The sequence below is a fragment of the Paenibacillus sp. LS1 genome, assembly GCF_026013365.1.
Lineage (GTDB): Bacteria > Bacillota > Bacilli > Paenibacillales > Paenibacillaceae > Paenibacillus.
In genome coordinates this window covers 986,286-999,769 of sequence record NZ_JAPDOE010000002.1, presented here as the reverse complement: position 1 = coordinate 999,769, position 13,484 = coordinate 986,286, and the positions used below count along the sequence as shown (strand labels likewise).

Annotated in this window: 8 protein-coding genes and 1 pseudogene; 4 read left to right on the top strand and 5 right to left on the bottom strand. The window is 39.9% G+C overall.

Translation table 11 applies throughout. The features are described from left to right. Positions 1 to 259: 259 nt before the first annotated feature. Complete coding sequence (locus OM416_RS13790; RefSeq protein WP_264930078.1) at positions 260 to 1,138, top strand: 5'-3' exonuclease; 879 nt, start codon at positions 260 to 262, stop codon at positions 1,136 to 1,138. 1,047 nt (positions 1,139 to 2,185) lie between these two features. On the opposite strand, the gene OM416_RS13785 is transcribed toward OM416_RS13790, so the two are convergent. From OM416_RS13785 to OM416_RS13765, 4 genes are all read right to left on the bottom strand, one after another. After that, positions 2,186 to 3,277 (bottom strand): GerAB/ArcD/ProY family transporter, encoded by a 1,092-nt coding sequence (locus OM416_RS13785; protein WP_264930076.1) that lies wholly within the window; start codon positions 3,275 to 3,277, stop codon positions 2,186 to 2,188. 18 nt (positions 3,278 to 3,295) lie between these two features. Further along, positions 3,296 to 4,573, bottom strand: a complete 1,278-nt coding sequence (locus OM416_RS13780; RefSeq protein ID WP_264930074.1) for a Ger(x)C family spore germination protein — start codon at positions 4,571 to 4,573, stop codon at positions 3,296 to 3,298. Then, complete coding sequence (locus OM416_RS13775) at positions 4,530 to 6,140, bottom strand: spore germination protein (protein ID WP_413775783.1); 1,611 nt, start codon at positions 6,138 to 6,140, stop codon at positions 4,530 to 4,532. The genes OM416_RS13780 and OM416_RS13775 overlap by 44 nt, the downstream gene beginning before the upstream one ends. A gap of 2,159 nt (positions 6,141 to 8,299) precedes the next feature. Then, positions 8,300 to 9,139: an oxidoreductase gene (locus OM416_RS13765; protein WP_264930073.1), complete on the bottom strand. Its 840-nt coding sequence runs from the start codon at positions 9,137 to 9,139 to the stop codon at positions 8,300 to 8,302. Positions 9,140 to 9,350: 211 nt separating this feature from the next. Here OM416_RS13765 and OM416_RS13760 point away from each other — a divergent pair, with 211 nt between their 5' ends. Together OM416_RS13760 and OM416_RS13755 are read left to right on the top strand one after the other, a co-directional pair. Then, positions 9,351 to 9,737, top strand: coding sequence for a MerR family transcriptional regulator (locus tag OM416_RS13760; protein ID WP_264930071.1), 387 nt, complete (start codon positions 9,351 to 9,353; stop codon positions 9,735 to 9,737). A 193-nt stretch (positions 9,738 to 9,930) separates the two neighbouring features. Next, positions 9,931 to 11,097: pseudogene (locus OM416_RS13755) on the top strand (IS3 family transposase). Between the two features lie 273 nt (positions 11,098 to 11,370). On the opposite strand, the gene OM416_RS13750 reads toward OM416_RS13755, so the two are convergent. Continuing rightward, positions 11,371 to 12,180, bottom strand: a complete 810-nt coding sequence (locus OM416_RS13750) for a MerR family transcriptional regulator (protein WP_264930069.1) — start codon at positions 12,178 to 12,180, stop codon at positions 11,371 to 11,373. 426 nt (positions 12,181 to 12,606) lie between these two features. Here OM416_RS13750 and OM416_RS13745 point away from each other — a divergent pair, with 426 nt between their 5' ends. After that, entirely contained in the window at positions 12,607 to 13,467 is an 861-nt protein-coding gene (locus OM416_RS13745; RefSeq protein WP_264930067.1) for an arginase family protein, read from the top strand. Positions 13,468 to 13,484: the final 17 nt, after the last annotated feature.

Genomic DNA, 13,484 nt, shown 5'->3' with positions numbered 1-13,484 from the left:
CAAGAGAGAAAACTGGCTGCGAGCTATGATAAGCAAGCTTCAGATTTCCAATTTATTTGGCCAAGGAATGCTTCGGTGTTAAGATGAATTTCACAAGGCCACGTACGAGATTCTGCTTGGGAAGATAATAGGTCAGAACTTAGAAATTTTAGTTTATATTAGCACGGGCTATCCGGAGCCTTATATGTTAGTATGATTATATCTATAGAAGTTGAGATAGTTTGAACAAAATTATATTATTTTGGGGTTGAAAATTTTAATGATTGATGACAAAAAAAAGTTTCTTATAGTGGATGGTATGGCACTTCTTTTTCGAGCATATTTCGCAACTTCTTACTCAGGGTACATTCGCAAAACTAGTGCTGGGATGCCTACTAATGCTGTTTACGGTTTTATTCAATACTTTTTCGATGCAATAAGTACGTTCAGCCCAACGCATGTAGTTTGTTGTTGGGACATGGGGGCGAGTACTTTTCGCAACGAGAGTTATAGCTTGTATAAGAAAAATCGTTCGGAGGCCCCGCTTGAACTTATTCCCCAATTTGACTTAGTTAAAAAAGTCGTAGCGGAAATGGGAGTACCGAATGTTGGTGTGATTGGATATGAAGCAGATGATTGCATAGGAACTCTAACAAGACAACTTCAGGATGATTTTGAAGCATTAATTTTAACTGGTGATCACGACATGCTACAGTTAATTACGGAGCAAGTTAAAGTTGTAATTATGAATAAAGGCAGATTAAACTATACTGTTTATGATACAGAAACACTTTTTGCTATAAAGCAACTGACACCGTTACAGATTATTGATTTAAAAGCTTTTATGGGTGATTCCTCGGATAATTATCCTGGTGTAAGAGGTATTGGAGAGAAGATAGCATTTAAGTTGATTAGTGAGTATAAAACAGTTGAAGGATGTCTTGAGAATCTGAATAAATTACCTCAAGGGGTTAGAAGCAAAATAGAAGCAAACTTGGATATGCTCCATCTTTCAAGGGATTTAGCTCGTATTAGGTTAGATGTTCCAATCGAATGGGATATTGAAGGATGTATTTGGCAGTTGCGTCGAGATGAAACAATTAAAATGTTTGATCAGTTGGAGTTTACTGGTCTTGTAAAATTGCTCGATGTTAGCTAATTCTTTACGATCTTAAGTTTAGGAAACTAGAGCTTATATGGGGGCAAACAATACTTAATCGTATTGTTTGGCTTTTTTTATTTAGGATTGACACCTCTCGGTTATTGTAAACGGAAAGGGGAAAGAGAAAAACGCTTTATTTCACCAGGGAGTGCAAAGTTTGGTTGAATAAAGTCTTAAGACTGGCCCGAAGAATCTAGTAAAGCTCGTTTGTAGAGAAACCAATCCAGTGAAACGAATGACTACGTCTATGCTCAAATGGGTATTAAAGCGGTTAGCATCTCGCGGAAGTTGCGGTATATGTGTATCCTCGTCGTTTTCTTGATGCTTATGCATGTCAATTGTTCGACAATGGTATACTATTTAGATCTTATTCGAGCATGCTAGGGGATAAAAGCATCAACTAGAGAAATCTATGCTCTTAACTACGAGGCGAACGACGGAGAGGACCATATTGGCAATCTTTTAGCTATGTTAGCGGCAGATATTACTTAAATGGAGCATAATCAATTATTCGAAGTTTTTATAATGCTTTAGAGAATTTCAGTTAACGGGAAACATAGCCCAATAAAACAAAGGAGTCAGCCGGCCATAGTATTTGGCTGCTTTTGTTCAAAAGAACGGGCAGGTTAGTGTATGGTTCTGCCATTCAGCATTTTAAATTGGATGCAGTGGAGATAAACATGAGGATTGTCTGGCGCTTCGAGTCAACGTGTCAAAAAGAGCCACACGATCAGGGATTCTGGAACGCATGATATCACCTGAAGGAATCACGCGGCAGATCCATATTCAAGGTAAGTTTGATGAGACAGAGTTAACCGAATAACCTAATATCTGAAAAGTGTATATTTCAACAGAGAGTCTGTATCTATCCACCACCATTCTCTAGTTTTGGGACTTAAGGAAGGACAGCTCCAACTGTGCTGAAAGTGATTTGGCGGATCAGTCCATGTGGATAAAGTTATGTCAGTAGATGTTTGAAAGGGACACATAACAGATACATGGTAACGAATGATCCTGGTAGAAGAGTGTTGGCTACGAGCAGATTTAGTAATTCGAGTTACGTTTCTTCTGAACTAACATTACAGCAAAGAGACACACTGGAAAAACGATCTGAAAAAAAAGGAAAATATACGTTATGATGGTTACATGCTTTCCAAACATGAAATCGATATAGTTAGGAAATATAATAGAAATCAGAAAAACAGGCACAATCTGAACATTAATCCATACTTTATATTTGATTTTGGTTATCCGTTGAAGTCCGATCGCTATGGTTATGTAATACAGGTTTATTTTAATAAACAATCCAATAAACAAGATGAGTGTAAAAAAAACATCACTTCGTTCCACGGCGTGCCCTACTTGTATTAGCTGTACAACGGTATATAGAGGGTATGTGGCTAAAGTCGCTAGTTGTGGACCCAGAACAAGGAGAACCACTTGATTAATGATTAGTAGTAGAATAGACACCAGTGTGTAACTCCATAACAGAGTTTTCTTGATTTTATTTTGGTCTGTAGCATATTTAAATAAAGTTAGAAACAATATAGTTTGTCCAAAAGGGAAGGTAAGCAGGTCTGGAAACGCCGTTTGGAGAATGGGGTTGAACCCATTCTCCATGACTGGAAGCATAAATGACAGTTGTGGTAAACCGGATATACAGATTAAAGTAAATACGGTGAAATACGCAAATAGTATCACGTATAAAAATACACCACAGAATCGAAAAAAGACTCTTGGTCCGTAGTGAGCTACAAAAGCAATCACCGTTAAAGTTACAAGCAGAACAACTGAAATAGGTGTTCGATTAAGCAATGTAACACTTACAATTTCTCCTAAATCACGTACAACGCGGATAGATTCATAGAAAAAGTAACCGATGTATAAAAAAGCGATGCTTCCTCCGATAACTTTTCCAAAGGAAGATATATATATATCAAATAGATCTTGTTTCTCATCCATTTTGAATATCTGGAGATGCAAAAGAAGGAGAAAAAAACCAGCCAGTGCAGCCAGAATTATGGAAATCCAGGCATCCTGTTTGGCTGTTCCGCCAAGCAGATACAGCGGGGCACTTCCCAATTGAAACAAAAACAGGGTGATGCCTATCTGTGATGCGCTTGTTTTCGTTGTCATGTCGATACGCTCTCCTTATTACGGCTTTGGCTGGTTGATGGTGTTGAGAATAAGCCCTGGGTGCTTAATATTAACTTTCACTTTAATTTGAAGCTCAATATTTTGAAATTCTTTCTCCCACGATGGTTGAAGTGCCTTCCATTCCTTTGGGTATGTAAGATGAATTTGATCTGAGAACCCTGTTGCATCAGCATTTAACTGTTTGAGCTTGCTCCAGGCTATACGGATGTCATTCAAGATTTGAGCCTCAACACTCCTGTTAAGATTTTCAATGGTTTCGGTATTGTTAAGAGTCTCTGTACAGTTATAATTTTCGAGAATACCTCCCACTTCAATCGTTCCTGTCATTACGAAATGGCTGTCTACTCTGACAGGCTTTAACTTCGTAGAGGAGGAAGTGATACTGAAGGCGTTAATCAACTTGTCCCTGTCAGGACATGTAAAGGATACTTCAGTTTGATTTACTTTATTGGTGAGCCATGAGAGTCCAAGGCTTTCCTTACGATTCAGCCATCCGACAAGCCGATCCTTTTTAAAAACAGCCAATTTCGTTAACTTTACCTTCAAAAGTGGGGAAGTTTCCTTCAAAATATCCATTGATTCTAACTTCTTATCGTTTTCTTCCGTCTTGTCTCCTGAAATAGATATGACCGGAACGCCTATGCTTGACGAGTCGGAGAAAAGCTTAAGTGCAAAATCAAATAAAGAAGTTTTGGCGAATATGGACGTAATCTGGCTTTCATTGTCCAATAATTCTTTGTAACTGTTACCAGGCAATTTCTCAGGTGGGACTAGTTTGCGCAGTAGATCATTTGCTGTACCTTCAGCAATTAACATAAGTACCGTTTCACGTGATTCCGTATTTCGAAGATAACCATCGATTATGGGGAGTATCCCATCTTCCGCTGCCTTTTTGCCAATCACAATAACTTTGTTATGTCCTAAGAAGATTTTCCGAGACAACTCTAACTGGCTTAAGTTTCTGGCTTCCCCCATTGTGGGTGCCTGAACAGCAAATGTGTGAACACCGGGTTGCCCTGAAGCGCCAGATCCGCCGCCCGAGTTAGAAGCTATGGAAGAAGGGATAATGGTCTGAAATGAAATCTGCCATCCGTTATCCAGGAGATCTATGCCTGTTGCAGTGGTAATCCTTAATTCATTTAATTCTGTTTTGTCCCAACAACTCGTCAGTAATGGAAGGAACAACATCAAGATCACAATGAAACGTGATTTGTGAATAAGACTGTCCTTACTAGGATAAGGGATCTGGCTTTTGATCTTTCGCTTGTTCAGCATAGTTGCTTCCTTCCCGGGTACGTTGAGCTGTAATCAAGGTGGGACGTGTTTTCATTTTCCACCAAGGTACACGAACGACGATGTCTTTTAGATTATTCTTGTTTATTGTAGGGTCCAGATAAGGTACACCAAAAGACTGAAGGGACACCAAGTGACCGATAATCGCAGTAATTCCAATTAGAATTCCAAATAAGCCAAGGGTACCCGCCAGAATCATTAAGAAAAACCTAAGTAAACGTGTGGCCGAAGACATGTTAATGGAGGGTAATACAAAATTAGATATGGCTGTAAAGGAAACTACGATGACCATTGCAGCGGATACCAGTCCAGCTTGAACGGCGGCTTGACCCAAAACCAGAGCTCCGACAATGGATATGGCGGGTCCAATCGCACGAGGCATACGTACACCAGCTTCCCGTATAACTTCGAATGTTAATTCCATCAAAAAAGCTTCAATTAACGTTGTAAACGGTGTTGCCTCACGTTGAGCGGCCAACGTAATAAGAAGAGTTGTAGGTAGCATCTCCACATGAAACGTTGTAATCGCAATGAAGAACGATGGGAGAAATAGAGCAATAAAAAATGACGCCAATCTGACTAAACGTAGAAATGACGATATATCATATCTCTGATAATAATCTTCACTGGATGTTAAAAATCTTGAGAAGGTAACCGGAGCCATAAGGACAAACGGAGTACCATCCACAATGATAGCTACAAGTCCTTCAAGCAAGCCTCCAGCTATCGCATCCGGACGTTCCGTATTTAACATAGTCGGAAAGGGAGTTAATATCCCGTCCTGGATAAATTCTTCAATATAGCCACTCTCCAGAATACTATCGGTGTCAATTGATTGAATTCGTTGAAGAATCTCTGAAACAACATAGGGTTCAGCAATGCCTTTCATATATAGAATTGATACTTTGGTTTGAGTGTATCTTCCAACTGAGAGCGTTTTTACATGTAAGTCAGGAGATTTGATTTTACGCCTGACAAGCGCTATGTTTGTCGATATGTCCTCCACGAATCCTTCTTTTGGGCCGCGAATGACTGTTTGGGATGTCGGTTCCTGGATAGATCTACGTTCACCCCCGGGTACTGGTACTGTAAAGGCTTCTGTCATACCATTAATTAAAATAGCAACAGATCCTTCGAACAAATAATTAATTAGTATTTCTTCTTCGACAACCGAGGTAATTTGACCATTAGTTGCCTCTAATAAAATTTTTGGCTCACTGATATACGCATGTTCCTCTAACTTTGAGGTGACTACTTTAATGTTCATTATTTCCTGATGTAGCGCTTGTTGATCCGTTAAACCCTCCAAATAACAGATTCCAATGTAAAATGAATCGTCGTCAACATAGTCCAGTTTTTGTACGATTAAATCTGAGCTTTCACCAAATCGTTCCTGAATCCGTGCCAGTTGCAGGGTTATATTTGGAAGAATAGAGGTCTTGGCTGTAAAAGGTGGAATCGTATTTCTTGCTTTATTTATGGTGGAGAGCTTAATTCTCCGTAGCTTCTTAAACAAATAACTCACCTTTTTCGATGAAATGTGATACATATTTTTTTAAGATGGATTTTTTTATATACGAGCAGGGAGGAAATCGTTGAAGTTCTGCTGGACCTCGCATTATATGGATTGATTTCCTAGGTGCAAATTCATTGATAGGTCAGTGCTAAGTCAAAAATTGTAGGTTTTAGGTTCGTATATCTAATGATTAACAATTATATGTTAAATAATAAGCTGTTTTTGTTTTTCTTGATTGGGAAATAATACATATAAATGCGCAAACAGAAGTTTGTTTAAGGATTGGTGTGGCTAACGGAATCCTATATTCTCCTTATCGCAGTATTCTATTCTCTTTAACTTAATGCATTGACGTAAAGCGGATGGATCTGATTATCAGGTGACGATTATTATCCCTCAATTTATTGGAAAAATGTGGTATAACATTCAAAACAACCAATCTAGCCAGTTAATCAACGCTAATCTGCTTTACCGTAGGAATGTAAATATTACGACAGTCCCGTACCATTTGAAGAAATAGTAAACAAACAGAAGTGAACGTATGTTCCTGCTAAACAAAAGACGTGACCGGGATTGAATCGTCGTATGCTTTAATTGAATTTTGAAGAATGTCCTTAAACAGGATGAAGTAATTTTGCGAATTGTCAGAAAGACAAGTTAGCAACTGATAAATAAAAGATACTTCTTCAGTTTTCGAAAGGGGGAATTCAAACGGTCGTTGACGTTCATTCAGAATTTGAATATCAAAAGATGGGGTTTTATGCTTAATCATAAAGTCTTTAATCAGAGGTCTGGACGTCTCTTTGGATTGATCTCATTAAACCAACGGAGAATTTCAGCTTAATATAGACAGTTGAAAGCAGTCGATCAAAAAAATTGATCGGCTGTTTTTGTTCAACTAATGAGTAGTGCAACCATAGATATTAGTACAACCAGCACAAGCGATAGCAGTTAAAATGTTAAATTATAAGCCACCGTTTTTGGTATATTCCCTTTTAGTAGACCAGAGAAAAGACATCTCTCAAGATGGACTTAATCTTGCTTATGGAGGGGATTTTTCATAGTTTAAGTTGGACAAACTTTTCGGCAATACTCCTCAGAATTAAAATTGGAGGGGGCCCGGATAGTCAACGAAGAACACATGAGCATAGTGAATTCACGAAACGTTTGAATAATAAAAATAAATCTCAGGTACAAGTACGGGCTGCGAAAAAGAAATGCGGAATGAGTTCAGAATCTGCAGCATCTAAACGAGGGACGCCCTAAAACGAAGTTCTCTAGTACGGAAGAAGAAATGGCTCACTTGCGAGCGAGATTGAATATTTCAAAAAAAGCAGTATGCACATCTACACAAGGAGTGACGAGTAAAGCTACCAAATTTCAGATTGTAGTGGGAATTGCCTACCAGAACCGATTCTAGAAAAGACTAAACGACCGTTCCCTGTTCAGTACCGGGAAACGGCCACAGCTTAAACCGTCTTTTTCATTGTCCAATCCATTCATCGATCCATCCGTATAGCCCATAGGCGAAAAATGCTTTTTCATACTAGAGGGACAAGAAGATAGTCCCATTCGAAGTCTCTATTTAGAGGCTTTTTTTATCGGTACAAATTCTTGTCCCAATTGTCGAATAGGTGTATATCTAAACAATGTGCGCATGCACTTACATTAAGTACCAAATGTTATGGAACGACCTCCACTAGTTTAGCGACTGAAACGAGTATGAATCCTTCAAATGAATATTGGATCCTTTATATTAAACAATTAAAAATGCTTACAAGAAACAATCCGTCATTCAGGCTTTTCAATGAGTCTGTTAAAGAATCTCAAAATTTATTCTGAAATTCTCTAAAAACAAACCGGAGAGGGATTTTTTCCATACCAGCGGAAAAAGCCAGACCTTTAAACAATATATTGAAGAAACGAAGATAGAGGCTGTTCGTCTGCGACTGAAAGAAGGTTGGACATACAGTCGGATCGTGGAGAAGCGTGGTGTTAAGAGTAATTGTCCAGCTTCACTGCTTGGAAAAGTTTAGAACTGTGTATCTCTTTAGGAATAATAGAGCTGATCATAATCGTAATGAATAAGGGTGATGGACTGCCTATTGAGCCTGTTCCCTAACCTGCAAGGGGGCCGACAACGCTATCAAGCTGGTGAAGCCGGCCCCTTTATTTACAAATAGAAAGCTGATTCAGCTGAAATCAGTTGCCGTAGCATCGCTTTCCCATGCCTCCAGCTCCTTCTGCACAATGGCGATTTTGTTGCGGGCGACCTCATACGCATCTTTGCCAAGGAACAAATGCAGCGGCGGATTGGGGGAATCGGTGATACGAATAAGAAGGTCCACCGCTTTTTCTGGGTCTCCCGGCTGGTTGTTGTCATAGGCACTCACGGCAGCCTCCTGGGCCTCCCGCTGTGCCTTGTAATCTTCGATGGGATTCGTCGCATTCACACCCATTGAGCCCTTAGATAGAAAGTTTGTTCTAAAATAGCCCGGCTTCACCGCCGTGACATGTATGCCAAAGGGCTGAACATCCTGCGCTAGCGCTTCACTCATTCCATCGACTGCAAATTTGGATGCCGCATAGATTGAACTTCCTCCAAAACCATAAAAGCCTGCCGTCGAGGAGAAATTGATAATATGACCCGATCTCTGCTGTCTCAGTTGAGGCAGGGCTTGACGGACTACATTAAAGGTGCCAAATACATTCACTTCGAAATTTCGGCGTGCATATTCGTCCGATATTTCCTCAAAAATTCCAACCTGCCCATAGCCCGCATTGTTGACGACAACATCAAGACTGCCGAAATGCTCAATAGTAGCGGAAATCGCCTCTTTAACCTCTTGCTCGTCCGAAAGGTCGAGTTGTATAGGAAGCAGGTGCTCATGCCGGCCTGCCGCATGCTCCAATTCGGCCACGGTTCTGGATGTAGCAGCAACTTTAGCGCCCCCAGCCAGAAGTTTTTTAACCAGTGTCAGCCCCATCCCTTTGGAAGCGCCTGTTACAAACCATACCTTAGTTGAAATCATTATTTATTCATCCTCTCAGCTTTAAGTTTTGCTTGCTTTATAAGCATAGAGGTTAGAGCTTTGTCTAAGTCAAATCCATAAAAAAGGGGTTGTAATTAGAGGCACTCAGTTTGTGAACCCTTTATTTCAGGGATTCCCGGATTGAATACACAGTCATTCGGTAGTACAATATATCAAAGTTACTCTAACATTATGGCAAGGGAGATCTGTCATGTCCTATTCGGTTAAGGAAGTATCGCAAAAAACAGGTGTTTCTACCCATACGCTGCGTTTCTATGAGAAACAGGGGGTGCTGCCTTTCGCCGAGCGCAATGAGAATGGGAATCGCCGCTACAATGAGTCCAGCATTGAGTGGATTGAGACAATAGTCGCGCTTCGTTCGACCGGGATGTCTTTGGCCGATCTGAAGCAGTATCTGGATTACTTCCAAGACGGTGATAACACTCTTCTTAAACGCAGGCAGCTGATGGCCGATCATAAGGTCAAGGTGGAGGAACAGCTGATGCAGATCATCAAGACCCTGGAGAAAATCAACTACAAGATGGCACTCTACGATGTTCAACTAAAAGAACTGGAGAACAAGCTGCCTTGTCTCTAATCCGTAAAATAGGCGGACAGCTCGTCAGCCAGAAGTCATAGTATTCTTTTTCTCAAAAATGCATGTCAACAGACGGTTCAACCATAAGATGTTAGACAGAGTCGCTATCTTGGTATTATCCCCTTTTAGTAGACATGAGAAAAAAGACATCTGTTAAGATGAACTTAATCATTTAAACGAAGGGGATTTTTTCATGGCTAAAAAAGGACAAACATTCCCGGTACTCTTTGGATTTGAAATTGGAGGCAGTCCGGCTGGTCAATGAAGAACATATGAGTATACGTGAAGTAGCGACACGTTTAGATATTCAAAATAAATCTCAGGTACAAGTGTGGGCAGCAAAAGCAAAACAGGGAATGAGTCTGGAACTGGAACCTGCTACGCCCAAACGGGGACGCCCTAGAACCAAGTTTTCCAGTATGGAAGAAGAGATGGCGTACTTGCGGGCGGAGATTGAATACTTAAAAAAGCAGTATCCAAATCTACACAAGGAGTGACGAGTAAAGCGGCCAGATTTCAAATCATTGAGGACCTGCGGGCACGCCATGGTCTGGTTTGGCTCTTGAAGTTAGCTGCGGTTTCCCGCTCGGGTTATTACAAGTGGAGAAAAAGCTTAGCAGCGGCAAACGAGCGTAGACACAAGGAACAGGAACAAGAATCCCATTTGCTTGCCATCCATCGCGTGCATCCCTACTTTGGTTATCTTCGAAGGACCGTAGCTTTACGGCGGGAAGACCTCCGAGTCAACCACAAAAAGGTGTACCGATTAATGAAACAATTAGGTATCTGTTCTGTCATTCGAAAAAAACGTCCATTCTTTGGAAAACAAGCCTCTGTGGTGAACCCGAATCGGCTGGAGCGCCAATTCCGGGCGGATACGCCACGAACGAAGCTGGTTACGGACATTACCTATATTCGTGCTGGAGAACACTTTGTGTATCTTTCTGTTATTCAGGATTTATACAATAACGAAATTGTTGCATGGCATCTTTCTGAACGAAATGATCTTGCTTTGGTTCATGAAACACTGGATAGACTCCGTCAGCACGTGGATCTGAGTGGCGTAATCCTACACTCGGATCAAGGATTTCAATATACGTCGAAGCCTTTTAACCGTAAACTGAACCAGCTCGGCATGCTAGGTAGTCATTTCAGGCGTGGAAATTGCTTAGATAATGCCTGTATTGAATCTTTCTTCTCTCATTTGAAGCCTGAGAAAATTTATTTGAAAAAAGCAGCAAACAAAGCGGAGGTTGAACAGCAAGTAAGCGAATACATATTGTTTTACAACCAAAACCGATTTCAGAAAAAACTAAACGACCGTTCCCCGGTAGAATACCGGGAAACGGTCGCAGCTTAAATATCGTCTTTTTAGTACTGTCTACTTGACAGGATTTTAATCATTAAAGTGGCTTTTATATTTTATCTGAACAAGTGCGTGTCACAAGCCGTGGACATGCACTTGTTCAGATTACCTAAATGGAAAAGAACAGGCCCCTTTTAACAATTAGATGAATACCTAAGTGTGGGTAGCGGGTTTCTTTTGAGTAGAAATAAGTGGTCCTATGACCATAAGATTGATTCAAGGTAGCATACTGAAAAAATGTTTAAAATGTTCGCGAGGCACCAGTCTCTATTGTACCGCAATGCTAATTTTCGTGACAAAGTCTTCTTCGTTATTGGTTGACAGTGCAGTCACTAAATATTCTTCATACGCGTTGCCTGAAATTTTTAACCCAAGATTCCTAACCTCATTCAGCAAGAACGGATAAGCTTCCGGAATGTTTTCATAGGTCCCCTTATGATAAAGAATGGCATATAGACCTCCAGGCTTTAACTCTGCATCAGGCAACTCGGTGTGTATAAACAAACGATCAACTCGGTTAAATCGACCTCGCATAAGGTCTTCTTCGCTCGTCACAGAACCAATGAAAGCGGGTCCTTTCATTCCAGTTTGTTCTAGAAAATCAGCATAATCGGCATTCCAATCTTCATGTGAAGTATCACCGGAACGAGGATTTGGTGCACTATACAATACGTATTCCGCCGGCAACTCTGATATCATAACTTTACCGATTACAGCGTTTTCTATTTCTTCAGAAATGAATGTCAACTTGGACAGGAACCATTGAATCTCCTTTAGCTTTTTAATTTCCTCTTCCACCTTGAAGAGTTGATCTTTAGCAAGTTGAGTCAGTTTATCTGGAGAGGGTTCCTTGAAGTAGCTTTTCAGATCTTTAATTGGGAAGTTCAATGCTCTAAGAGACTGAATGGCCCAAAACGTATCTAGCTGTTGCATTGTGTAAAATCGATAACCATTATCACTTATTCCAGCCGGTTGGAATAAGTCGATTTTATCATAATAAAACAAGGTATCTTTTTTAATTCCGAAGTGCTTAGCAAATTCGCCAGTATAAAAAGTGATTACATGTTTTCTATTCATATGGATAATTACCTCTTTACTATGGAGTCAATCTATACTACATACTACCAAATGTACTGATGGCTGTCATAATTCATAAAAGCAACTGGTTTTAGATTCAAAGCGTTGTAGTAGCTCCTCCGGCGTAAAAACGGTCTATTTCTAAAGATTCCTTATATATACATATGACTGGATAGTGCTCAATGATAACAGCCATTCATTCTCTATATAGTTGTTGAAGCAGATTGAGAGGGAATCTACCGGTATAAAGTGGCCTTTAGTTAGAGGACACGATATGGACTTTTATATTTTCACCTATAGTATTCACATTCACTTGGACTTGTAAACACTATCATTATTGATAGTATCTATCATAAAAGAGCGTACTTACATGAAATTTATTGTTGTTGTACAGTATGAGTAGTTCAAAAAAGGAGAGTTTAATATATGAGTAAAACAATTCGTCTTTTAATGCCACAGTGGCAAGGAGGAGTAAACCCTAATTACACTTTGGGAGCTGAGCTACTTGCTTGGCTTGCTCCAGATAATGATGATCAACCTCTTATTAGAGTTCCCGTTCATGCTCACGATGGAACTACTCTTGAAAAAGAGAATGGTATTCCAGGAAGAAAACATCTAATGGATCAATTAAAGTCTGCTGAGCTTATTATTAATGCTCATAAACCGGATCGTATTATCATGTTTGGTGGTGACTGTTTAGTCGAACAAGCCCCATTTGCCTATTTAAATGAACGATACGGTGGGGAATTAGCATTGCTTTATATCGATGCCCACAGTGACCTAGTTGCACCAAATGGATATGACAATGCTCATGCTATCGTTCTAGGTAATTTGATAGGGGAAGGTCATCCGGATTTTGCACAAGAGGTGAAAATCCCTATTAATCCCAATAAAATCTTCTTGGCAGGTTTAGGAGCAACCTCAGATCAAGAAAATGAATTAATCGAAAGACTGGGTATCAGAGCTGCCGGAACAAAAGAATTGGATAAGAGTACTGACTCTATAAAAGAATGGATTAAGGAAAACAACATTAAGCATCTAGCTATTCATCTTGACTTAGATGTACTTGATCCAAAAGCTTTTAGATCTCTGTTATTCGCCAATCCAGAAGCAAAAGAACCAATCGATTTCCCAATGGGAGAAATGCTTTTCCCACAATTAATCAATATAATCAAAGAAATCTCCGGAGAAACGGAAGTAGTTGGGTTAGGTGTAACAGAACATCTACCTTGGGATTCTATAAACTTAAAAAATCTCCTAAGTGAAATACCAATTTTAAATCAGTAGGAACACATTTCTAATGA

What these genes read in the sequence shown, in the direction of transcription:
- OM416_RS13775 (WP_413775783.1), bottom strand. Translation starts at nt 6,140, where the DNA reads ATGTATCACATTTCATCGAAAAAGGTGAGTTATTTGTTTAAGAAGCTA.
- OM416_RS13785 (WP_264930076.1), bottom strand. Translation starts at nt 3,277, where the DNA reads ATGACAACGAAAACAAGCGCATCACAGATAGGCATCACCCTGTTTTTG.
- OM416_RS13745 (WP_264930067.1), top strand. Translation starts at nt 12,607, where the DNA reads ATGAGTAAAACAATTCGTCTTTTAATGCCACAGTGGCAAGGAGGAGTA.
- OM416_RS13765 (WP_264930073.1), bottom strand. Translation starts at nt 9,139, where the DNA reads ATGATTTCAACTAAGGTATGGTTTGTAACAGGCGCTTCCAAAGGGATG.
- OM416_RS13790 (WP_264930078.1), top strand. Translation starts at nt 260, where the DNA reads ATGATTGATGACAAAAAAAAGTTTCTTATAGTGGATGGTATGGCACTT.
- OM416_RS13760 (WP_264930071.1), top strand. Translation starts at nt 9,351, where the DNA reads ATGTCCTATTCGGTTAAGGAAGTATCGCAAAAAACAGGTGTTTCTACC.
- OM416_RS13780 (WP_264930074.1), bottom strand. Translation starts at nt 4,573, where the DNA reads ATGCTGAACAAGCGAAAGATCAAAAGCCAGATCCCTTATCCTAGTAAG.
- OM416_RS13750 (WP_264930069.1), bottom strand. Translation starts at nt 12,180, where the DNA reads ATGAATAGAAAACATGTAATCACTTTTTATACTGGCGAATTTGCTAAG.